Below are 19,497 nucleotides of genomic sequence, written 5' to 3'. Positions count from 1 at the left end.
ATTCCCAGCAGCATCAGCGCACCGCCGCATACCCAAGTATTCCCTTTACTGGGAAGAAAGCGGCAACCCTGGCGGCGTTCCAGTCGTGTACTTGCACGGCTGCCGTGGTGAAGGAGCGCCGCTCGGCAAACGTCAGTTCTGGGATCCGGATCACTACCGCATCGTGCTGTTCGATCGACGCGGCGCCCTTCGCTCAACGCCACTTGGAGAACTGCGCAACAACACGACGCAGGCGCTGGTCGGGGACTTGGAAAAACTTCGCGAGCATCAAAGCAGGCTGATCACCGGTGGCTCGTGGGGCACCACGCTCGCTCTGGCTTATGGCGAGACTCATCCGCAGCGCTGTCTGGGTTTCATCTTGCCGGGGCGTATTCATGGGCACCGAAGATGAAATCAACTGGTACATCCACGGTATGCGCCGGTTTTCCCCTTGCACTTGAGGATTTCATTAACTTCATTCCCAAGGAGGAGCGGCACGATCTGCTGCAGGTATATCTTGATCGAATGACAGGCGATGACGAGGTTTCAAGCGGCGGAGCCATTCGCGCTTGGGTTCGTTACTCGGCCAGTGTTCATTATTGCGCCACGATCCGGACGGCATTGAAGAGCAAGCCGCCGATCAAAAGACCAGCACCAGCATGGGACTTCTTGATGTTTGGTATTTCAAGAACTGGATGTTTCTTGGAAAAGACCAACTGATAAATAACATTGAGGCAGTCAAATACCTACTGTGCAAGATCATTCAAGGGGGGCACGACATGATTGCCACGCCCAACTCCGCTTTTCGCTTGCATAAAGCCTGGACAGATTCGGTGCTGAAAATCATCATAGCAAGCCCCCCCATCGCGGGTTGCCTGACTTCCACGTCGAATAAATACGTGCTATCAGGATTTAGAGATCGAAACGGTGAATTGAAGTGTCCGATGACCTCTACCGTGGAGCTCGCGGTGTTACGCTGGTTAGGCTGAAACTATTTTGACCGAAGACGCTATTCCGCTTATGTACTCAAGCGGTACCCCGAACGGTTCTTTCGTCCCGTAACCGATCCCAAAGACGTAGTTCCAGGCTGTTATGCACAGCAGTCGCGCAGACCGCCGCCTGGCCTGTAGCGACGCTAATTTGCTTGAGCGAGTCCACGACATCCCCGACAGCGTAAAGCCCGTCAATCGATGTGCGCTGATGGTTGTCAACGCACAAAGCGCCCTCCTCGTCCACCTGCGCGCCCAGTTGCACCGCTAGCTCCGAGCGATACCGTGAGCCCAGCGATGGATAGACGATATCGAAGCAGTAATCTTCACCTTTCCCCGCTTTTACGTAGACTTTGCCGCCCCTCACTTCGATGTACTCGACCCGGTCCCTAATCAAACGTATACCGGCGCACCGCGCTCTCGCGCTCACGTCCTCACCAGCTTCGCTATCACCCTCGGCCAGCACCGTCACGTGGTCGGTGAAGTTGCGCAAAAATAGCCCGTGCTCAACAGCACAGTGTGCTTCGCCATATACCGCCACGTTGTCACCGTTGACTTCGTAGCCATCACATATGGCGCACAGCCGAATCACCGAGTGTGCAATGCCATCGTAGGGTCGATCCATCTGCGGCAAGGTATCGACCATTCCAGTTGCCAGCACCACACGCCGCGCGCTCAGCGCTCGTCCGTTGAGTTGCGCAACGAAACCAGTGTGGTCTTTGCGCAGACATTCCACGCTTCCGGCTTCAATCGTCGCCCCGTAAGACACGGCCTGCTCGCGCAATCGATCGAGCAAATCGTTGCCCGATATGCCTGGCGCAAAGCCGGGATAATTGTGCGAAAGCGGAATTAGGCTTGCACGGCTTTGCCCCCCGTCGGCGACCACGACTCGCCGATGGAAACGACTCAAATAAACCGCCGCCGTTAACCCTGCAGGGCCGGCGCCGACAATCAAGCAATCGACCTCGATATGACCTGCTGACGGTGATTCGGGGCGCTCTGGAACGTCCCGGTATTTGTCTGACTTAACTGACATCCGCTGCCCTCCTGGTTTGCTTGGAAGCCGATTGAATGACGACAAAAAGATCGAGCTATCACCTCAGTTTTTAAACGGCAGCATCCGATGAGTGGTCACCTAAGCCGATGAAACGCAAATTCTTTTTGCCGTTCGTCTGCTCAACAAAAGGAGTTTCGAACCGCCAGGCAACACCTTGGTTCGCATTTACATAATCTGCCGCATTCAATCCGTAAAAATTGATAAGACGCGACGCGGCAGACTCTTTAGAAGTGCCACTGCCAGGAATTTCGCGATGTGTGAATACATTGTTCAATATGATGTAGCCGAGGGTTTCGAAGCGCTGTTTGCCAAGGTGCAAAACCAAGGCGTGGGGAATGCAACTGGCATTGCGGATAGTAGCCTGCACCGAACCTTTGAACCGCAGGACAGCCGAAACGTGATCAAACCGAACATGCAGGTCAATGCCATACACAGCCGCAACGGCGTCCTAGAATGCATCAAGGTTCGTTGGGGCTGGAAACCGTTCTGGTCGATGGGAACAATGCCGCCGATGACTCATCTGCCACTCCATCTTGTAATGCGTTCGAGGGTATTCGACCGGGTGAAGCGCGACGGACGCATGCTAGTAGCGGTTGACGGTTGGTATGAAGCCTGCGAACCCGAGCAATTGAAAAACAGCCACCGCCTCAGCTACACCACGTCACGCGAGAACGGGCCGATCTTCCTCGCGGCGCTGGCGCAGGTCAGTGAACACTTCAATGGCTGTGACGGGCTCGTATTGGTCATGCACAACGACAGTTCCACAAGACAGCAGCGCCTGCTGGCGTTCACTGCCGAGGATGCGCAGGTATGGTTACGCCCCGATCTGCAATGGGAACAGGCGCAGGACCTGGCCATGCACATGGCGCTGGCAGAACCGCAACTGGAGCATGTTCTGACCTCCACGCGCAGCCTGCGTGGCCGATGAGTACCGACATGACCTTGGGCCGCTTGGAACCTCACAAGGCCACTCCGAGCGGCCCGCCATCGACTCGGTGCCGAAGTCAGGAATCTATGAGGCACCAGCAGTTTGCCGAGAGGATGAATAATGCAAGCTCCTTGTGAAGTCACCTACAACTTGTTCCCTGCCATCGAAGAAGCGCGACGCAGCGGTACGTTGCAAGTCGATGAACCTCATACCCTCTATTGGGAGGAAAGCGGCAACCCTGGCGGAGTCCCAGTGGTGTACCTGCACGGTGGCCCCGGTGAAGGTGCGCCACCCGGCAAGCGCCAGTTCTGGGATCCCGATCACTACCGCATCGTGCTGTTCGATCAACGTGGCGCCCTCCGTTCGACGCCACTGGGAGAATTGCGCAACAACACGACACAGGCGCTGGTCGACGACTTGGAAACACTTCGCAAGCATCTGGATATCGAAAGCTGGCTGATAACCGGTGGCTCGTGGGGCACCACGCTCGCTCTGGCTTATGGTGAGGCTCATCCGCAGCGCTGTCTGGGTTTCATCTTACGGGGCGTATTCCTTGGCACCGAAGATGAGATCGACTGGTTCATCCATGGCATGCGTCGGTTTTTCCCACAAGCACACGAGGATTTCGTGAACTTCATTCCCGAGGAGGAGCGCCAGGATCTGCTGCAGGCTTATCTCGATCGAATGACGAGCGACGACGAGAAATCAAGCGGAGAAGCCATTCGCGCTTGGGTTCGCTACTCGGCAAGTTGTTCGTTGTTACGCCACGATCCGGACGGGGTTGAAGAACAAGCCGCCGATCAAACAACCAGTACCGGCATGGGGCGCCTTGACGTTTGGTATTTTAAAAACCGTCTGTTTCTTGAAGAAGACCAACTGATAGCCAACATTGAGGCGATCAAGCATCTCCCGTGCAAAATCATCCAGGGTGGACACGACATGATTGCCACGCCCAATTCCGCTTTCCGCTTGCACAAAGCTTGGCCAGACTCGGTGCTGAAGATCATAAACGACGCAGGCCATGCGCCGTCTGAACCAGGGATTATCAGCGCGCTGATCGAGGCGACCGAGCAGTTCAAGGAAATGGGGAAGTTCTATTGAAGCGAAGGCGTGGTCCGCTCATACGGGTTGACTGAACAGTGAAATATGTAGTGAGTAGACGCGCGGAACATCGTGTCTGAGAGGGAATTCGGAATGTCTCTGAAGAACTCGAAAAGCGGAGTGAAGACTTCAAAAAAAAGTGTGGTCATCCCTATATACGCAAGGGTTACTACCTGGACTTAAATCCGGAGGAATATGTCTGCACGTATTGTGGAGAGCAGCGCAGGCCTGAGCAGTGGGACGATCTCGAACGTCGCCGTACGCCGCCGGCTGGGATGCTCAACGCCAAGGAGTCGCGTTAGCCTTTTAGCGCGATTGATGGCTTTTTTGATGCGCCGTTTATGTTCAACAGGCCCCCAACACCTGACTCAGGCGTGGGGGCCTTTTTTTGCGCTGGCGGCAACCACTCTCCCGGTGCTGGTCTGCCACGCTAACTTTCTGGTCAATGCGTCGGACGCTGCCCCATGTCATACGCCTATGAAGGCCTGGCGACCGCCACCGTGCTGTCACTGTACTTGGGTCAGCCGTCGAAGGACCTCACCATGCTGGAATTGAACGCCCGCGTGCGTAATGTCGGTACCGGACGGTTTCGCACGAGTTCGACCGTTACCTGCAGGGCCCGAATGAAGCGAACGCCTTGCGCGTGATCCTGCCGGGTGGCTTGTTGCTGCAAGGACCGATCACCGACGGGCGCAACGAGCCGGGTGGCTGGCTGTTGATCCAGGCAGAACAATACGACCTTGCGGTCGAGCAGCCCGCGAGCTTCAATGCTGGAAATGGGCATGAACAGCGTGATCGACCCCTTCGTGGCGTTGGACTTCCCGCAAGCGGTGCATGTCCGAGCCCTTAAGTTGCTGAACAGTATTGCCCAAGCGAGCACCGTGGCCGATACGTTGCACGCCGCCGACCGGGCCGAGGGCTTCGCCTTCGGCATCGAGACAGTGAAGGACGCATATGCTCTACGCCCCTGACCAAAGACTGCCCCCAAAGCTGAGCAGCTTTTTGGAGTTCGCACGTGAGGCGTTTGGGCAACGGGGGCTCTCTGACTATAGGAGAATTACGGCCGCTGCTCGCCGATTTCTGCCGGTCAGGAAAGGCAGCTTTCGGCCCAGAGTGTGTAAAAACGCTTCGCCAAAATTGAAGTGTGCGCGTCTACGTTAAATCTGAAATTTATCGGCACGTCTGAAGATGTGGATTTTGCGTAGAAACGCGATTTTCAGTCCGGTTTTGGGCACATGGCGCGCTCAAAAACGTTTTTACACAGCCTCGGCCAGAAGCGGTCATTCATACGCGTCTACCAATTGGCATTCAGAACGGCGCGACAGGCTAGAACCCACTATTCAGTGCAGTCGTCCTGCAAATCGCTCTTCAGGCAATCCGGCAGCTAAAACGGCTTCGGCTTTATCAGCGTGCCATCGAAATCTGCCGGCTTATCCAGCCCTATCCTTGCGCTGGTGCAGTAAAGCGTTTCATAACCAGGTCCCGCTAAGACCGGGCAAGTGGTCTGAATACACGGGGAGCCGATCACGCTGTCAACTTTGCCGTCTGCCGCGTAACGCACGACTCTGCTACCGCCCCATTCCGCACTCCAGAGAAAACCATGCGCATCAATACAAGAACCGTCTGGAGCACCCTGACCGTTGACTGTAGTGAATACACGCTGGTTTTCTAGCGATGGGTAATCGCAGCAGAAAATGCATCCTTGCAGGGAGTCCGCGTAATACATGGTGAAACCGTCCGGGCTAAAACAGATGCTGTTCGGGATCGCCACTTCGGGAAGGTCCAGCGTTTCTGTCTCGAGCGTCGCGGCATTGAGCCGGTGAAATCTGCCTATGGTTTGCACCGGCTCGCCGGTGTCCATCGTGCTGAATACGAAGTTTCCCATACGGTCGCAGCGGCCATCATTGATCCGGGTTCCTGCCACGCCAGGGGTGGCTGTGACTTTGCTGAAACGACCGGAGCTCAGGTTGTAGTAGCCCAAGCAGGATGCCAGTCCCATCAGCAATATGTCTTCGTCTGCCGTGAGGGCAAATGACCCTAGCGGCTCTGGCAGGGACCATCGCTGCACTTCGCCGTTTTCGGGGTCCAGAGCACGCAACTCGCGGCCGGGGATGTCGGTCGAGAACAGGCGTTCGGTTCTTTCACACCAGACAGGACACTCGCCAAGAAGACTGGTCGTGTCGGTTAGGGCTTTAAACATGGTTGCGTCCTACGAAACAGGATGGGATAAACAAGGCAGTCAGTTGGAGAAAAGCGCTAACCACCTGTCACCGAACAGAGCGATGGCCAGGCCTGCGAGCATCACCATTGCCCCGGCCAACTTGACGAGAGACACCGGCCTTTCCAATGCCCCCATCAAGCCGAAGTGATCGATAACCAGTGACGAAATAATCTGCCCGGCGATAGCGAGGCCCAGCAGGGCTGACAGACCGATTTTTGGCGCAAGCACCACATAACTAAGCAACGCGCCGGCACCCAGCAGACCGCCCAGCAGGCTCCACCAGGGCTGGGCAGGTATAGCCGCCAGTGAGACCACTATCCCGCCGCGCATCAATGAAAAGATACTCAGGCATAACGCACCGGCAGTAAAAGAGAACAGCGCCGCCGCGACCGAATCTCCACCCACGCCTTTAGCGAGTTGGCCATTCAGCGTGGTCTGCAGGGTGATGCCAAGCCCTGCGCAGACGGCCAGCAGGTAGTAGGCTGCGTTCATCTCACGCCTCCTTACTTGGCTGACTCAAGCGGCAGGAATTTCTCGGCAAACATATCCGGCTGATAGCCTGCAGCAGCAAACAGATGCTCACGGGATTCGTCGATCGCCGCACGCAGCCTTTCGCTGTCCACGCCCAGCACCTTGCCGCCCTGCTTGACGATGCGCCCGCCAATAATGACGGTATCGACATTACTGCGTTCGGCCGCGTGTACAACGGTGCCGAATGCGTTGCCTGACGGGTAAAGGTTGATGTCCTGCGCGTTTATAAGGATCAGGTCGGCCTGTTTGCCGGGGGCCAGGCTGCCGACTTTGTCCTGCAATCCGGCACAGGTAGCGCCGTCGAGAGTGGCGGCTTTCAGTAGGCCATGAGCAGGTAGGGTCACCGGATGATGTTCTGCGCCGCAGCAGCGCTGCTGGTGCATGCCCATGACGCGCTGCAGGTAGAACGCCACCCGCATCTCCATGAACATGTCACCGCTGTAGGAGGTTTCGTTATCGACACTCAGCCCCGGACTGATGCCGTGACGCTGGGCCGACTGCATGGCGAACATTCCATCTTCAATGCCGTAGTGGGCATCTGAACGCGGGCATACGTTGACCCGCACGCCAGCCTCGCGAAGGATTTTCCAGCCGGCGTCCGGCAGCGAGGTGCAGTGGTTGAAGATGTTATCGGGGCGCAGCAGACCCTCGCGATGCAAACCCTCCAGCTCAGCTGCCATGTCCCCACCGAAAAATTCGGTAATGATCGGCAGCCCCAGACGCCGGGCTTCAGCCCACAGCTCAAGCTCCAGCTGCGCCATCACCGCCAGCGAGAGCAGTGGGTTGTCGCCGTTCTTGACGTATTTTTCCTGCAGGCGCTCCAGGTTGCCGGGCCAGTGGGCTTTGTCCCACTCACCGGAAACTGGCGCACCGGAGGCGTGTACAGAGCGGATACCAGCATCGAGCAATGCCTCGACTGCGGCGTCAGAATGCGCGCCGGTACGGCTGTTGTGCGAGTTATCGACCACGGTGGTGATGCCGGCATCGATGCAGCCCAATGCAGTCAGCAGGTTGCCGATATACATGTCAGCCGGGCGATAGTATTTAGCGAACGAGAAGTGCGTGGCGTTGCAGTAGTCTTCAAGGGTTTCGGCATTTGGATTGATTCGACGCAGTTGCCCTTCCCAGGAGTGACGGTGCGTATCGACCATGCCCGGCATGGCGATCATGCCGGATGCTTCGATAACAACAGCATCGCCTGCCTCGAGGTTTTCACCAATGGCCGTGATGGTGCTGCCTTCGATAAGGATATCGCCGCGCGCCAGATTGCCGATATCGCCATCCATGCTCAGCACAGTGGCGCCACGGATAAGTGTGCGGCCGGCCGGAGCGGCTGGGCCTTGCACGATGCTGCGGTTATATTCAGCCATTTTCTGTACACCTCTTCAAATTTCGTTGGAAGCAATGTACGCAAGGCGATACTGCGGGAAAAAGGTGTAAAACTGTTTTAGTTATTCAATTTCTACGAATAATAAGACCTTTCCCGATCACTGCTTTGAGGCTGCTAACAGTCATGGACCGTATTCAAGCGATGCAGGTTTTCGTCCGTGTGGCTGAAGCAGGAAGCTTTATCCAGGCGGCGCAGACGCTCTCTCTGCCGGCCTCGACAGTTACCAGCAGCGTTAAAAATCTTGAGAAGTACTTGCAGGTGCGCCTGCTGAACAGAACAACGCGGCGAGTCAGCCTGACGCCTGAGGGCGCTCAATATCTGGCGCAATGCAGGGAAATATTGGAGCTGATCGAACACACAGAGAACAGCCTGACGGATTCCGTAAAACGGCCACAGGGGCGTTTGCGTGTCGATATGCCGGGTGGCATTGCACACTTCATCGTCATGCCAAATCTGCAAGACTTTTACCGGCGCTACCCGGATATCTATCTGATGATAGGCGTCAATGACCGGCAGGTTGATCTGATTCAGGAGGGTGTCGATTGCGTCATTCGTACAGGCGAGCTCGATGACTCAACGCTCGTTGCGCGCCCACTCGGACGGTTTCGCTGGGTGACCTGTGCGTCTGCCGCCTATCTCGAAGAGAACGGTACTCCGCAAACCCCGCAAGATTTGTCTCACCATCGATCCATTCATTACTTATCAGGCCGCGCAAGGCAAGCAGGTGAAATGCGCTTTGCCCGTGGCACTGAAAAGGTCTCAGTCCCGGTCAACGGCACAGCGGCCGTCAACGAGACTGGGCTCTACATCAAAATGTGCCTTGAAGGTTTTGGGTTGGTGCAGCTCGCCGAGAACGTGGTCAGCGAGCATCTGCGAGAAGGGCGGCTGGTCGAAGTGCTTGCTGACTGGCAGCCTGCATCGGTTCCTGTGCACCTGCTATACCCTCATCAGCGCTTTCTTTCGCCAGCCGTGAGTGCATTCGCTGACTGGATTGCCGGGCTTGTTCGCGACGATGATTCAGCATGTTCAAGTTGAACGTTGCGCCCGGCCAGCATGCCAGTGAATGCGCCGGCTACGGAGATTGCGGCTGTGATCAGCAGCGGTGCTGTCCAGCCACCGGTCCAATCGTGCAGTTGGCCCAGCAGCAAGGGGCCTGCAGCTGCCATCAGGTAGCCGACGCACTGCGCCATTCCTGAAAGTGCCGCCGTGTCACCGGCATTTTTTGTGCGCAAGCCGATGAAGGTCAGACCGAGCATCATGATGGCACCAGAGCCCAAGCCCAGGAACGCGGCCCACAACATGGCGTAGTCTGGCGCGTAAATGAGCCCGATCAGGGATGAGGCGGTTAACAGGCTGACGGTAGCGGCTGCCAGTTTCTGGTCTTTGAGACGGCGAAGCGTGGCCGTTAGAATCAGGCCGGGAATGGCCGTGGTCAGTTGAAGCGTGCCGTGTACGGTGGCTGCTGGCTCCGGGGATATGCCATGGTCTATCAGAATCGTCAGCAGCCAGCCGACGGCGACATAAAAAGGCATCGCGTTCAGTCCCATGAAGAGTGTGACCTGCCATGCCAGCGGCGAACGCCAGACGGCCACGGTTGGCGCTTGTTTCGGACCGGACAGATTTACGTGTCCGTGTTTTTTCAACTGCGGCAGCCACACCACCAGCGCCAATAATGGGGCTGCGACCAACAAACTCAGGGCCATCGGCCATCCCCATGATTGGGTCAGCGGCACTATTACGGCTGAACCGACAGCGCCCGCTGCGCCCATCGTTATGGAATAAGGGCCGGTCATGGACGCCATTTTTGTCGGGAAGTCGCGTTTGATCAGGCCGGGCAGCAGCACGTTGCCCAGGGCGACCCCAGTGCCTATCAATATCGTACTGGCGTACAACGCCCACGCGCTGCCATCGCTTGAAGCTCCTTCATTTGCATTTAAGCTTGGCGATTTTCTCTTCCAGCCGCACGGCGCTGGGCTCGGAAGCTGTGGGTTCTTGCTGGTCGGCAGAGTCGAGTGCCGCCAGCTAACGATTGATACTCGATTCAATTTCTTCTATTCGCCGCTTCAGCTTGGCGCTGGTAAAATTGCGGTCGCGGTTGTTGACTGCTTTGAATTTACCGCCATCGATGGCGATCAAATTTTCTCCGAACAGTCCCAACTGCTGACACAGCACAACGAACTGGCGACAGACGCCTCGGATGGCCTTGCTGTTGTCGTTCCGGAAGTTAGCGATGGTTTTGAAATCTGGCATCAAACGCCAGGGCAGCCACATCAGCTCGACGTTGCGCTGGGCTCCTCGTTCCAAACGTCGGCTCGACTGGATGCGGTTGAGATAACCGTGGATATAGATCTTCAGCAGGATTGCGAGGTAGTAACCAGGCCGGCCTGTATCAACAGGAATAGCACCGTCAAAACCCAGACTGGCCACGTCGAGTTCATCGACGAAGGCGTCGGCTATGCGCACCGGATTTGTATCGCTGACGTAATCGTCAAGGCTTTCGGGAAGTAACGTGCCTTGGCCTCGATATTCCCCTTGGATAAAAGTCATGGCGATCCTTGCGATGAATTCTGAAATCATAGCGAGTGTTCGCGAAGGCGTTTTTACACACTCTGGGCCAGAAGCAGACTGACTTACCGCATACTCGGAAATATGGTTTACATCGACTGGACCGACGCCACTTCTACATACCGGAATTTTTTTCTGGCTGCTTTGGTGGCTTCCTGCTCTGCCAGCAACGTACTGAGAGTATCGGCTTCATGGGCGATCTCAAGCGTCTTTCCTTCAAACTCATTGCTCACACGAAGAGTTACCCGAAGCCTTGGGGTAAAGGCTTTGGGGGCTTTCTTTTTCGCCATTTTTGATACGGGTGCGGCAACGAAGTCCGGCTGGATTTTTTCCACGGGAACGGTGCTCATCGGCGCAGCTATTTCAGCGTTGCCGAACAATGCTTGGCGCATCTCTTCTTCGGTCAATTTTTTGTTCATGCTGGTTCTCAAGCGCCTGATCACTAAACCGGTGTAATTCTAACAGCTAATCTTGGCGAGGCAGTTTCCAGCTACCGGAATGTTTCCTGAACACTACTCTCCGGTGGGGAACAAGGCTGGTCAATTCGCATCGGACTCCCCACATCTCAAATGATCAGATCCAACGAATAAAGCGACAGGTTACAGGTTAATTCAACAGAATCACTTCGGTACTTGCAAGCGTGTAGCGGGCGTTAGAGGATGCCTATAACTGACGTAGCCGCATAATCGCATCAGTGATGGCTCGGGCATTTTGGTCGAGCGTTTCCATGGTCCCGATTGCGTTAACGGCGACACTTTCCACTCCATTCTCTGAGATCCATTTGGTCACCTCTTCAAGGGCGGCTGCTAGGGCGTGCTGGTTGTGCAGGAGCAGTGTGAGAGCGTCCGCTGTGGCTATGTTGGCTTCAGAGTTATCTGACATGGGGATCATCCTTGAGTAAGTGGTATTGGAAGACTAGTTAAACACACCGTTGGCTGGAGCTATTTCTCCCAGACCCGCTGACACCTGGAGGTATTTGCACTGACTTAACGACTCATTTGCACGACCTCAGTAAGCCCTCATAAATCGAGCTCGTATTTGCGCTCCAATTCACTTCCTTTCTCCGCGACATAACCTCGACACAGGGAACAAGCTCGCTACATCGTCAGCGCCGGTATCGAAGTAAAATGACGTCGCGCACTTCGTATTTTTTACTGCTGAGCCCTATTCGTCAGTTGGATGCTAGCCCCATAACCAAATGGGCTATGCACATGCCAACTGTATTTTGCCGAATCTGCTGCCTGCTCGTACTGACCACGTTCAATAGTGGCAGCTATGCCGCATCTGCTCATGAACAGGAGCAGTTGAGTCTGATTTTGCAGCAACTCGACGCTATCGAACATCTTGCGACAAGAGCCCAGACAGCTAGCCAGGATGAATCAACCGAGCGTTATCGCTTCGACTATCCCCACCTAACTCGAGACATCCAGCGCATCCGCCAGGGTGTGCAGGACTATCTCTCCCCCTCCCGCGCTCAACCTCGCGATCCCCGTGAAATGGTCGGTGATTACCGACTTGATACCCCGTCTGCGGAGCCTTCGCCATGAGCATGACTGACGCTCAGACCGCCGCCTTTCAAAACGCTTCCGGCTTCTCGGCACAGAGCAGTTCGGCGCTTTGGATTTCCATGGTTATGGTCCTGGCGTTGCTGTGGTGTGCCTGGGTGATGTGGACCGCTTACCGAGGTTGGGCCACCGGCAATGTGCGTTTTGGAGCCTTCGGCGGAAACGCTGCGCGCGTACTGCTTACCTTGCTGATTTTGATGTTCTTCACCCTGTCCTAACACCGGAGATCGCCATCATGCTCAAGTGCCTTGTCCCCCTTAAAAACAACCTGCGTGATCGTGCAAGCCAACGCCTGATCGGTCTGCTGCTGGTCCTTGGGCCAGGCCTAGCCTTTGCCGAGCTACCGACCATGGAGGCGCCTTCCCGAGGCGAAGGTTCGGGATTGATCGAGACGATCAAAAACTACGCCTACGACGCCGGCATTCTACTAGGTCTGCTGATTGCCCTGCTCGCGTTTCTCGGCGTGGCTTGGCATTCCCTGACCGTATTTGCCGACGTCCAAAACCAGCGCAAGACCTGGAAAGACCTCGGCGCGGTAGTTGGTATCGGCGCCCTGTTGGTGGTGATCATCATCTGGTTCCTCACCAAAGCTTCCGCGATTCTCTGAGGTTGGCATGAACGACACCATCGAACGCCTTGCCGACGGCACTTTGGTCTTTCTGCCGGAGCGACTCAATCGTGATCCCGCCGTATTGCGCGGTTTAACCAATGATGAAATGTGGGTGGCCCTAGGCACCGGCGCCGTCATTGGCCTGCTGGTGGGCGTTCCTCTGGCAATCGCCACCGCCTCGATTGCCATGGCGCCGACCAGCATGATCGCAGGCATGACAGTGGTGTTGTTGGTTGGGGGCACGCTACTGCGTCGGGCCAAACGGGCTCGACCGGAGACCTGGTTGTACCGCAAGCTCGAATGGATACTCGCCAGCCGTTGGCGCCTGGGGCGTGGAAGTTTGATTCTCCACTCCGGTGCCTGGACAGTTCGCCGTTCGCGTCGACTGCGCCCTGCCCTGTCTCGGTGGCAGCCATGAGTCGATTTCGAAACAAGGTCGATGCCCAACAGGCCCATATCTTCAGCCTACGTCTGGCGATAGTGACGCTCGCCCTGCTCAGCGCCGGACTATGGTATGGCTGGCGCTCAGCACCAACCGATCTGACCGTGCATGTCCCCCCTGATCTGCGCGCGGGCAGCACGCGCAAGTGGTGGGATGTTCCCCCAGAGAATGTGTATGCCTTTGCCCTGTACATCTTTGGCCAACTCAACCGCTGGCCCTCGGATGGCGAACAGGATTATCGCCGCGCGATCTATGGCTTGCAGTCCTACCTGACACCCGCCTGCAAGGCCTTCCTCGATGGCGACTACGAGTATCGCAAGGCCGCAGGCGAACTGCGTCAACGGGTGCGTGGCGTCTACGAAATTCTAGGCCGAGGCTACAGTGAAGATCCGGAACTGCGGGTCAAGCAACTTGATCGCGACAGCTGGTTGGTCACACTCGACCTCAACGCTGATGAGTATTACGCCGCCGAACCGGTGAAACGGGTGGTCGTGCGTTATCCGTTACGGGTGGTGCGGTTCGATCTGGACCCCGAACGCAATAAGTGGGGCCTTGCACTGGATTGCTATCAGGGCACGCCGCAAAAAATCTCCCCGCCTGGAGGTGAACCATGAAGCGGATTTCTACCCTGGGACTCAGCCTCACACTGATGCTATCGGGCGCAGCCGCGCAGGCCATCGAACTGATGCACTGGGAACGCCTACCGCTCGCGGTCCCACTGGTGATCAATCAGGAACGAGTGGTCTTTATCGATGAAGCTGTTCGTGTCGGCGTGCCTTCCGCTCTGAAGGATAAACTGCGCGTGCAATCAACCGGAGGCACGCTGTACCTGCGCGCGTCGGAAGCCATTGCACCGACACGACTGCAGCTGCAATCGGTTAAGACGGGCGAGATCATCCTCTTGGATATCGCGGCCACGCCTGGCGATCAACCCCTGGAGCCCGTGCGTATTCTCAAGAATGCTCCGATGCAAGCTATCGAGTCTGAATCGAGCACCGTCCCCGTTCCCGAACGTACACCGATCCCGGACGCGTTGACGCGCTACGCCGCGCAAAGCCTGTACGCGCCGCTGCGCACCGTGGAGTCCCTGCCCGGTGTACGCCGCGTCCCGCTCAAGCTGCGCACCGAACTGCCGACCCTGCTGCCGAGCGAAAACGTTTCCAGCACACCTATCGCCGCCTGGCGGCTTGGTGACTATTGGGTGACGACCGTGAAGTTGCGCAATCGAGGTACAGCTACGGTGCAACTAGATCCACGTGGACTGCAGGCAAAGCTGTTCGCCGCGACCTTCCAGCATGCTTTCCTCGGGCCGGTCGGCAGCGCGGAAGACACCACGATTGCCTACCTCATCACTCGCGGTGCCGGCCTCGAACACGCCCTGATGCTTCCGCCCGTTGCGCGGGGTGCTGACGATGAAGGCTAACGCCTTGCTCAAATGGCTGGTACCGGCTGCGCTGCTGGCCGTGGTACTGATCATCATGAAAAGCTGGGTCGCGGGAGGCAGCAAGCCGTCTCCAGAGCACCCAGTTCATCAGGGCGATATTCAATTATCTGCCGAGCAAGCCAAGTCGCTCGGCATTGCGGGCGATACCCCACGCGACACGGTCGCCACCTTGGTAGGCCAAGTGAAGGCCATGCGCAGCGACATGCTAGGTTTGAAGAAACACAACGATTCGCTGCAGACGGAGAACAACCGCCTGCGCGAGCGGGAAAACAGCGTCGACTCGCGTATTCAGACGGCACTTGGCAGTGTGACCCAGCAGGTAGACGAAGGCCGCCGGCAAGCCAATGAAGCACGCATCAAAGCGGAACAAGACAGTCGTCAGGCTAGCGGTCTGCTGACGCAATTGCAGGAACAGTTGTCGGGGCTGACCGGCAAAGGCAAGGATATGCCGATCGGACTGGGTCTTGAACCGGGCGATGGGGACCAGTTCGAAGGGCGGCATACTGCCAACGATGCGCTGCAGTGGATTGAACCCTCGGATGCTCCCTCCACCGAAGCCCGAGGTAAAACCAAGACCTCTTCCGCACCGAGTCTGCCTAATGCCTTCAACTCGCTCGAGGGCTTGAAGGACAATGCCATCAACCGCAGCCAAAAGCAGTTACGCGAGGTCACCAAGGGTGAGCGTGACCTGACGCGATCCGGTGATCGTACCGAAGGTGCGCAGCCGGTCTACACCATTCCCGAAAATGCGACATTGATGGGCTCGGTCGCCATGACCGCGCTGATCGGCCGAGTCCCTGTGGACGGCACCGTGAATGATCCCTATCCCTTCAAGGTGCTGGTCGGCCCCGAGAACCTAACGGCCAACGGCATCGACCTGCCGGACGTCGCAGGGGCCGTGATGAGCGGCACAGCCTCCGGTGACTGGACCTTGTCTTGCGTACGCGGACAGGTCGAGTCGATCACCTTTGTGTTTACGGATGGCACCATCCGCACGGTGCCTCAGCCAAAGACGGTCTCCAGCCGCAATGCCTCCACCACCCAGAGCTCAAATACCGACAAGATCCGCGGTGGACTCGGTTACCTCTCCGATCCGTATGGCATTCCTTGCATTGCCGGCGAGCGTCGCTCGAATGCTCAGCAGTACTTGGGCAGTCAGACTCTGATCACTGCCGCCGGTGCTGGCGTCGCCGCCCTGCTCGGGAATGAACAGAACAACAGCAGCGTCATCAGTTCGGGCGGCAGTGCCTTCGGGGTCACTAACAACAGTGGTAATAGCGCACTGACCTCAATTCTCAGTAGTGGGGCCAGCGACATTCGAGAGTGGGTCAACAAACTGTATGGCGAAGCCTTTGCTGCCGTGTACGTACCACCGGCAGCAGAAGTCGCCCTTCACCTCGACCATGAGATCACCATCGACTACGAGCCCAAGGGCCGGAGTGTTCGCCATGAAAAAGACCATGCTTCTCTGCCTAACCTGGATTAGCTTGATCTGCGGGGTCCTGACGGGGTGTTCCACCGACAAGGACACACTTTTGCCCCATGGCGAGCAAACCATGCTGGATATCTGGAACGGCGCCGGCTCACAGGGTATTCAACAGCAACTGTTGGATGCTCGGCGACAGTTGCGTCGCCCGTTGGCTCAAACAGATCTCTCCACTGCGCTCCAGGAACCGTATACGCGTACAGCAGCGAATGAAATTCGCAACCTGTTCCCTCGCCTGCCCAATCCTGATTTGGTGATGTACGTGTATCCGCATCTGAGTGGTACCGAGCAGGCACCAGTGCCGGGGTACTCGACCGTCTTTCCATTCTACCAGCGGGTGCAGTACGCACTGCCGGGTGAACGTCAGGAAGATCTGTAATGTGTAGCGACGATACGGGCGACCGCACGTCTGCATGGAAAGACTGGCGCAACCCATCGCGCCCCCGCGCGACACTGGCCGATGAAGCTGCGCTCTATGCGCACAATCCCAGCTTCGCCGATCACCTGCCGTGGGTCGAATACCTCGAAACCGAGCAGTGTTTTCTACTAGATGACAATCGCTCTGTGGGTGCGGTGTTCGAGTTACTGCCCATCGGCACCGAAGGGCGTGAACCCGATTGGCTAACGGCAGCCCGCGATGCCCTTGAGGATGCCCTGCAGGATAGCTTTGACGAGCTGGACCAAGCACCTTGGGTGGCGCAGTTTTTCTGCCAGGACGACAACGACTTCACCCCCTACCTCACCCGGCTCACCGACTATATTCATGACAGCGCCCGAGGCACGGTTTTCACCGAAGCGTACCTGGAACTCATTCGCCGACATCTGAAAGCCATCTCCAAGCCTGGCGGCCTGTTCGAGGACAAGGCAGTCACGCGCCTGCCCTGGCGAGGAAACAACCGTCGGGTGCGATTGGTGATCTATCGCTGGCTTGAGTCTGACGGTGAGGAAGCGGGACTCAAGCCAGTGCAATCGCTGCGACAAACTTGCGAACGTGTCGCTGTTTCGTTGCAGGCGTGCGGGGTGCAATCGACGCGCGTCGATGGCCGAGGTTTGTATGCCTGGTTGTTGCCCTGGTTCAATCCAGCCCCCAAGCTCACAGACGAATCGCCCGAAGATTTCTACCGCCGTGTGGCCTATCCGGAGTCTGGCGAGAGCGAGTCGCTGGAACTGCCCTTCGATCATGACTTTGCCGAACGCCTGTTCTTCAACGAACCGCGTTCGGACGTGCAGCAGGGACTCTGGTTTTTTGATGGTCAGCCCCACCGGGTCATGGTGGTGGACAAGCTGCGCCGGGCGCCATTGATTGGTCAACTCACTGGCGAAATCCGCAAGGGAGACGCGGTGAATGCACTGTTCGACCAGTTACCCGAAGGTACGGTGATGAGCCTGACCCTGGTGGTCAAACCCCAGGATGTGCTCGAGGACCAGTTGAACCGCCTGGCGCGCAAAGCCATCGGTGAAAACCTGGCCTCGACCCAGACCCGCCAAGATGTTGAAGAGGCTCGCGCGATCATCGGTCGCCAGCACAAGCTGTACCGCGGCACCCTGGCGTTCTACGCGCGCGGTCACAATGAGCAGCAATTGCACCAGCGTTCGGTCAGCCTGGCTAACACACTACTGGGTGCGGGCCTACAGCCGGTACGCGAAGGCGATGAAGTCGCCGCCTGCAACAGTTACCTGCGTTGGTTGCCGATGGCTTACAACCCGGCCCGCGACACGCGAAACTGGTACACCCGCCTGATGTTTGCCCAGCACCTGGCTAACCTGGTTCCGGTGTGGGGCCGCAGTACCGGCACCGGCCACCCGGGCATCACCCTGTTCAATCGTGGTGGCTCGCCGTTGAGTTTTGATCCGTTGTCACGTCTAGACCGGGCCATGAACGGCCATCTACTGTTGTTCGGCCCCACCGGTGCCGGCAAGTCGGCCACCCTGGTCACCCTGCTGATGCAGGTCATGGCGGTGTACCGCCCTCGCCTGTTTATCGTCGAGGCCGGTAACTCATTCGGTTTGCAGGGTGACTACTTCGCGACACAGGGCCTCTCGGTCAATAAGGTCCAATTGAAACCTGGCGCTTCGGTCAGTCTCGCCCCCTTTGCCGATGCTTGGCGCCTGGTCGAGCAGCCGGATCAGGTGGCGAGTCTGTCGATCGATGAGCTGGACGATGAGGTGGTAACCAATCGCGAAGACCAGCGCGATGTCCTCGGCGAACTGGAAATCACCGCCCGGCTGATGATCACCGGCGGTGAGGCCAAGGAAGAAGCGCGCCTGAGCCGGGCCGATCGCAGTCTGATTCGCGAGTGCATCTTGGATGCGGCGCATACCTGTGTCGCTGCGGATCGCCAGGTGCTGACCCGCGACGTGCGCAATGCCTTGCTGCGCGTCGCCGCTGACCCGCACTTGCCGGAGAAACGTCGTGAGCGTGCCCAGGAAATGGGCGAGTCCATCGACCTGTTTTGCCAGGGCTTCGAGGGTGAACTGTTCGATCGCGAGGGGACGCCTTGGCCTGAGAGCGATGTGACCATTGTCGATCTGGCCACTTACGCTCGCGAAGGCTACGAGGCACAGATGTCCATCAGCTACTTCAGCCTGATGAACACCGTGAACAACCTCGCCGAACGCGACCAGTACCTGGGGAGGCCGATCATCATGGTCACCGACGAAGGCCATATCATCACCAAAAACCCGCTGCTGGCGCCATTCGTGGTCAAGGGGACGAAGATGTGGCGCAAGCTCGGCGCTTGGTTCTGGCTGGCGACGCAAAACCTTGCCGACTTTCCCGCTGCCGCGCAGACCATGCTCAACATGATCGAATGGTGGATTTGTTTGAACATGCCGCCCGCGGAAATCGAAGAGATCGCACGGTTCAAGAAACTCACGCCGGCACAGAAAGCCTTGCTGCTCTCCGCCAGTAAGGAGCCGGGTAAATACACTGAGGGGGTCGTGCTATCGAAGAAGCTCGAAACGCTGTTTCGGGCCGTGCCACCCAGCCTCTATCTCGCCCTGGCCATGACGGAGCCCGAGGAAAAAGCCGAGCGCTGGACACTGATGCAGGAGAACGTTTGCTCAGAGTTGGAAGCGGCTTACCGGGTAGCTGAACGGATCGATAGAGCGCGAGGAATAGAATCAACATAGGAATAGCTATTCAGGCATTGCTCTTCCAGAGAGTGAACTATGAAATTGCATCGCAAC

General features: G+C 57.3%; 23 protein-coding genes and 1 pseudogene. 15 read left to right on the top strand and 9 right to left on the bottom strand.

Annotated features, from left to right (window positions below; all coding sequences use genetic code 11):
- Positions 1-85: 85 nt before the first annotated feature.
- Positions 86-391, top strand: coding sequence for an alpha/beta fold hydrolase (locus tag C4J90_RS27065; RefSeq protein ID WP_256657469.1), 306 nt, complete (start codon positions 86-88; stop codon positions 389-391).
- Between the two features lie 157 nt (positions 392-548).
- Positions 549-968 (top strand): hypothetical protein, encoded by a 420-nt coding sequence (locus C4J90_RS27060; protein ID WP_256657894.1) that lies wholly within the window; start codon positions 549-551, stop codon positions 966-968.
- A gap of 37 nt (positions 969-1,005) precedes the next feature.
- Here the strand turns inward: C4J90_RS27060 and C4J90_RS09725 are convergent, their stop codons facing one another.
- Positions 1,006-2,004, bottom strand: coding sequence for an NAD(P)/FAD-dependent oxidoreductase (locus tag C4J90_RS09725; protein ID WP_124403709.1), 999 nt, complete (start codon positions 2,002-2,004; stop codon positions 1,006-1,008).
- 274 nt (positions 2,005-2,278) lie between these two features.
- On the opposite strand from C4J90_RS09725, the gene C4J90_RS09720 reads away from it, so the two are divergent.
- Positions 2,279-2,953, top strand: coding sequence for an SOS response-associated peptidase family protein (locus tag C4J90_RS09720; protein WP_124362183.1), 675 nt, complete (start codon positions 2,279-2,281; stop codon positions 2,951-2,953).
- A gap of 120 nt (positions 2,954-3,073) precedes the next feature.
- Entirely contained in the window at positions 3,074-4,054 is a 981-nt protein-coding gene (gene pip / locus C4J90_RS09715) for a prolyl aminopeptidase (protein ID WP_124362182.1), read from the top strand.
- A gap of 520 nt (positions 4,055-4,574) precedes the next feature.
- Here the strand turns inward: pip and C4J90_RS26865 are convergent.
- The gene (locus C4J90_RS26865; RefSeq protein WP_164484523.1) at positions 4,575-4,838 is read right to left on the bottom strand and encodes a hypothetical protein; all 264 of its coding nucleotides are present in this window, start codon (positions 4,836-4,838) and stop codon (positions 4,575-4,577) included.
- On the opposite strand from C4J90_RS26865, the gene C4J90_RS09705 reads away from it, so the two are divergent.
- A complete protein-coding gene (locus C4J90_RS09705; RefSeq protein WP_124403708.1) occupies positions 4,837-5,025 on the top strand; it encodes a hypothetical protein in 189 nt (62 codons plus the stop codon). The genes C4J90_RS26865 and C4J90_RS09705 overlap by 2 nt on opposite strands.
- 413 nt (positions 5,026-5,438) lie before the next feature.
- Here the strand turns inward: C4J90_RS09705 and C4J90_RS09700 are convergent, their stop codons facing one another.
- The 3 genes from C4J90_RS09700 to C4J90_RS09690 are packed head-to-tail and all read right to left on the bottom strand — an operon-like array spanning position 5,439 to position 8,176.
- Positions 5,439-6,254, bottom strand: coding sequence for an SMP-30/gluconolactonase/LRE family protein (locus C4J90_RS09700; protein WP_256657465.1), 816 nt, complete (start codon positions 6,252-6,254; stop codon positions 5,439-5,441).
- A gap of 39 nt (positions 6,255-6,293) precedes the next feature.
- Positions 6,294-6,767: a DMT family transporter gene (locus C4J90_RS09695; RefSeq protein ID WP_124362181.1), complete on the bottom strand. Its 474-nt coding sequence runs from the start codon at positions 6,765-6,767 to the stop codon at positions 6,294-6,296.
- Positions 6,768-6,778: 11 nt separating this feature from the next.
- Positions 6,779-8,176 (bottom strand): amidohydrolase family protein, encoded by a 1,398-nt coding sequence (locus C4J90_RS09690; RefSeq protein ID WP_124403707.1) that lies wholly within the window; start codon positions 8,174-8,176, stop codon positions 6,779-6,781.
- Positions 8,177-8,319: 143 nt separating this feature from the next.
- On the opposite strand from C4J90_RS09690, the gene C4J90_RS09685 reads away from it, so the two are divergent.
- The gene (locus tag C4J90_RS09685) at positions 8,320-9,231 is read left to right on the top strand and encodes a LysR family transcriptional regulator (protein ID WP_124403706.1); all 912 of its coding nucleotides are present in this window, start codon (positions 8,320-8,322) and stop codon (positions 9,229-9,231) included.
- Here C4J90_RS09685 and C4J90_RS09680 read toward each other — a convergent pair.
- From C4J90_RS09680 to C4J90_RS09665, 4 genes and pseudogenes are all read right to left on the bottom strand, one after another.
- On the bottom strand, positions 9,144-10,088 hold the full coding sequence (locus C4J90_RS09680; RefSeq protein WP_256657463.1) for an MFS transporter: 945 nt from the start codon (positions 10,086-10,088) through the stop codon (positions 9,144-9,146). The genes C4J90_RS09685 and C4J90_RS09680 overlap by 88 nt on opposite strands.
- Before the next feature lie 14 nt (positions 10,089-10,102).
- Positions 10,103-10,743 (bottom strand): annotated as a pseudogene (locus tag C4J90_RS09675) (transposase); the annotation flags it as partial.
- Between the two features lie 107 nt (positions 10,744-10,850).
- Positions 10,851-11,180, bottom strand: a complete 330-nt coding sequence (locus C4J90_RS09670; protein WP_124362178.1) for a hypothetical protein — start codon at positions 11,178-11,180, stop codon at positions 10,851-10,853.
- Positions 11,181-11,424: 244 nt separating this feature from the next.
- On the bottom strand, positions 11,425-11,643 hold the full coding sequence (locus C4J90_RS09665) for a hypothetical protein (protein WP_124403705.1): 219 nt from the start codon (positions 11,641-11,643) through the stop codon (positions 11,425-11,427).
- Between the two features lie 329 nt (positions 11,644-11,972).
- Here C4J90_RS09665 and C4J90_RS09660 point away from each other — a divergent pair, with 329 nt between their 5' ends.
- The 9 genes from C4J90_RS09660 to C4J90_RS09620 are packed head-to-tail and all read left to right on the top strand — an operon-like array spanning position 11,973 to position 19,440.
- Positions 11,973-12,308, top strand: coding sequence for an RAQPRD family integrative conjugative element protein (locus tag C4J90_RS09660; protein WP_124365133.1), 336 nt, complete (start codon positions 11,973-11,975; stop codon positions 12,306-12,308).
- Positions 12,305-12,544, top strand: coding sequence for a TIGR03758 family integrating conjugative element protein (locus C4J90_RS09655; protein ID WP_124362176.1), 240 nt, complete (start codon positions 12,305-12,307; stop codon positions 12,542-12,544). Before C4J90_RS09660 ends, C4J90_RS09655 begins: the two co-directional genes overlap by 4 nt.
- Before the next feature lie 17 nt (positions 12,545-12,561).
- Positions 12,562-12,933 (top strand): TIGR03745 family integrating conjugative element membrane protein, encoded by a 372-nt coding sequence (locus tag C4J90_RS09650; RefSeq protein ID WP_124362175.1) that lies wholly within the window; start codon positions 12,562-12,564, stop codon positions 12,931-12,933.
- 7 nt (positions 12,934-12,940) lie between these two features.
- Complete coding sequence (locus C4J90_RS09645; RefSeq protein ID WP_124362174.1) at positions 12,941-13,354, top strand: TIGR03750 family conjugal transfer protein; 414 nt, start codon at positions 12,941-12,943, stop codon at positions 13,352-13,354.
- Positions 13,351-13,992 carry a PFL_4703 family integrating conjugative element protein gene (locus C4J90_RS09640; RefSeq protein ID WP_124362173.1) on the top strand — a complete coding sequence of 214 codons (642 nt, stop codon included), beginning with the start codon at positions 13,351-13,353 and terminating at the stop codon, positions 13,990-13,992. The genes C4J90_RS09645 and C4J90_RS09640 overlap by 4 nt, the downstream gene beginning before the upstream one ends.
- Positions 13,989-14,801: a TIGR03749 family integrating conjugative element protein gene (locus C4J90_RS09635; RefSeq protein WP_124362172.1), complete on the top strand. Its 813-nt coding sequence runs from the start codon at positions 13,989-13,991 to the stop codon at positions 14,799-14,801. Before C4J90_RS09640 ends, C4J90_RS09635 begins: the two co-directional genes overlap by 4 nt.
- The gene (locus tag C4J90_RS09630) at positions 14,791-16,308 is read left to right on the top strand and encodes a TIGR03752 family integrating conjugative element protein (RefSeq protein WP_124403704.1); all 1,518 of its coding nucleotides are present in this window, start codon (positions 14,791-14,793) and stop codon (positions 16,306-16,308) included. Before C4J90_RS09635 ends, C4J90_RS09630 begins: the two co-directional genes overlap by 11 nt.
- A complete protein-coding gene (locus C4J90_RS09625) occupies positions 16,271-16,687 on the top strand; it encodes a TIGR03751 family conjugal transfer lipoprotein (RefSeq protein ID WP_124403703.1) in 417 nt (138 codons plus the stop codon). The genes C4J90_RS09630 and C4J90_RS09625 overlap by 38 nt, the downstream gene beginning before the upstream one ends.
- Positions 16,687-19,440, top strand: a complete 2,754-nt coding sequence (locus C4J90_RS09620; protein ID WP_124403702.1) for a conjugative transfer ATPase — start codon at positions 16,687-16,689, stop codon at positions 19,438-19,440. Before C4J90_RS09625 ends, C4J90_RS09620 begins: the two co-directional genes overlap by 1 nt.
- Positions 19,441-19,497: the final 57 nt, after the last annotated feature.

Origin of the sequence: Pseudomonas sp. R2-60-08W (assembly GCF_003852335.1) — a bacterium.
Classification (GTDB): Bacteria; Pseudomonadota; Gammaproteobacteria; order Pseudomonadales; family Pseudomonadaceae; genus Aquipseudomonas.
The sequence above is the reverse complement of the archived record's forward strand: the minus strand, read 5'-3'. Positions and strand labels throughout refer to the sequence as shown.

What these genes read in the sequence shown, in the direction of transcription:
- C4J90_RS09720 (WP_124362183.1), top strand. Translation starts at nt 2,279, where the DNA reads ATGTGTGAATACATTGTTCAATATGATGTAGCCGAGGGTTTCGAAGCG.
- pip (WP_124362182.1), top strand. Translation starts at nt 3,074, where the DNA reads ATGCAAGCTCCTTGTGAAGTCACCTACAACTTGTTCCCTGCCATCGAA.
- C4J90_RS09650 (WP_124362175.1), top strand. Translation starts at nt 12,562, where the DNA reads ATGCTCAAGTGCCTTGTCCCCCTTAAAAACAACCTGCGTGATCGTGCA.
- C4J90_RS09690 (WP_124403707.1), bottom strand. Translation starts at nt 8,176, where the DNA reads ATGGCTGAATATAACCGCAGCATCGTGCAAGGCCCAGCCGCTCCGGCC.
- C4J90_RS09645 (WP_124362174.1), top strand. Translation starts at nt 12,941, where the DNA reads ATGAACGACACCATCGAACGCCTTGCCGACGGCACTTTGGTCTTTCTG.
- C4J90_RS09660 (WP_124365133.1), top strand. Translation starts at nt 11,973, where the DNA reads ATGCCAACTGTATTTTGCCGAATCTGCTGCCTGCTCGTACTGACCACG.
- C4J90_RS09700 (WP_256657465.1), bottom strand. Translation starts at nt 6,254, where the DNA reads ATGTTTAAAGCCCTAACCGACACGACCAGTCTTCTTGGCGAGTGTCCT.
- C4J90_RS09665 (WP_124403705.1), bottom strand. Translation starts at nt 11,643, where the DNA reads ATGTCAGATAACTCTGAAGCCAACATAGCCACAGCGGACGCTCTCACA.
- C4J90_RS09620 (WP_124403702.1), top strand. Translation starts at nt 16,687, where the DNA reads ATGTGTAGCGACGATACGGGCGACCGCACGTCTGCATGGAAAGACTGG.
- C4J90_RS09725 (WP_124403709.1), bottom strand. Translation starts at nt 2,004, where the DNA reads ATGTCAGTTAAGTCAGACAAATACCGGGACGTTCCAGAGCGCCCCGAA.
- C4J90_RS09685 (WP_124403706.1), top strand. Translation starts at nt 8,320, where the DNA reads ATGGACCGTATTCAAGCGATGCAGGTTTTCGTCCGTGTGGCTGAAGCA.
- C4J90_RS09640 (WP_124362173.1), top strand. Translation starts at nt 13,351, where the DNA reads ATGAGTCGATTTCGAAACAAGGTCGATGCCCAACAGGCCCATATCTTC.
- C4J90_RS09630 (WP_124403704.1), top strand. Translation starts at nt 14,791, where the DNA reads ATGAAGGCTAACGCCTTGCTCAAATGGCTGGTACCGGCTGCGCTGCTG.
- C4J90_RS09695 (WP_124362181.1), bottom strand. Translation starts at nt 6,767, where the DNA reads ATGAACGCAGCCTACTACCTGCTGGCCGTCTGCGCAGGGCTTGGCATC.
- C4J90_RS09655 (WP_124362176.1), top strand. Translation starts at nt 12,305, where the DNA reads ATGAGCATGACTGACGCTCAGACCGCCGCCTTTCAAAACGCTTCCGGC.
- C4J90_RS26865 (WP_164484523.1), bottom strand. Translation starts at nt 4,838, where the DNA reads ATGCCCATTTCCAGCATTGAAGCTCGCGGGCTGCTCGACCGCAAGGTC.
- C4J90_RS09705 (WP_124403708.1), top strand. Translation starts at nt 4,837, where the DNA reads ATGAACAGCGTGATCGACCCCTTCGTGGCGTTGGACTTCCCGCAAGCG.
- C4J90_RS09670 (WP_124362178.1), bottom strand. Translation starts at nt 11,180, where the DNA reads ATGAACAAAAAATTGACCGAAGAAGAGATGCGCCAAGCATTGTTCGGC.
- C4J90_RS09625 (WP_124403703.1), top strand. Translation starts at nt 16,271, where the DNA reads ATGAAAAAGACCATGCTTCTCTGCCTAACCTGGATTAGCTTGATCTGC.
- C4J90_RS09635 (WP_124362172.1), top strand. Translation starts at nt 13,989, where the DNA reads ATGAAGCGGATTTCTACCCTGGGACTCAGCCTCACACTGATGCTATCG.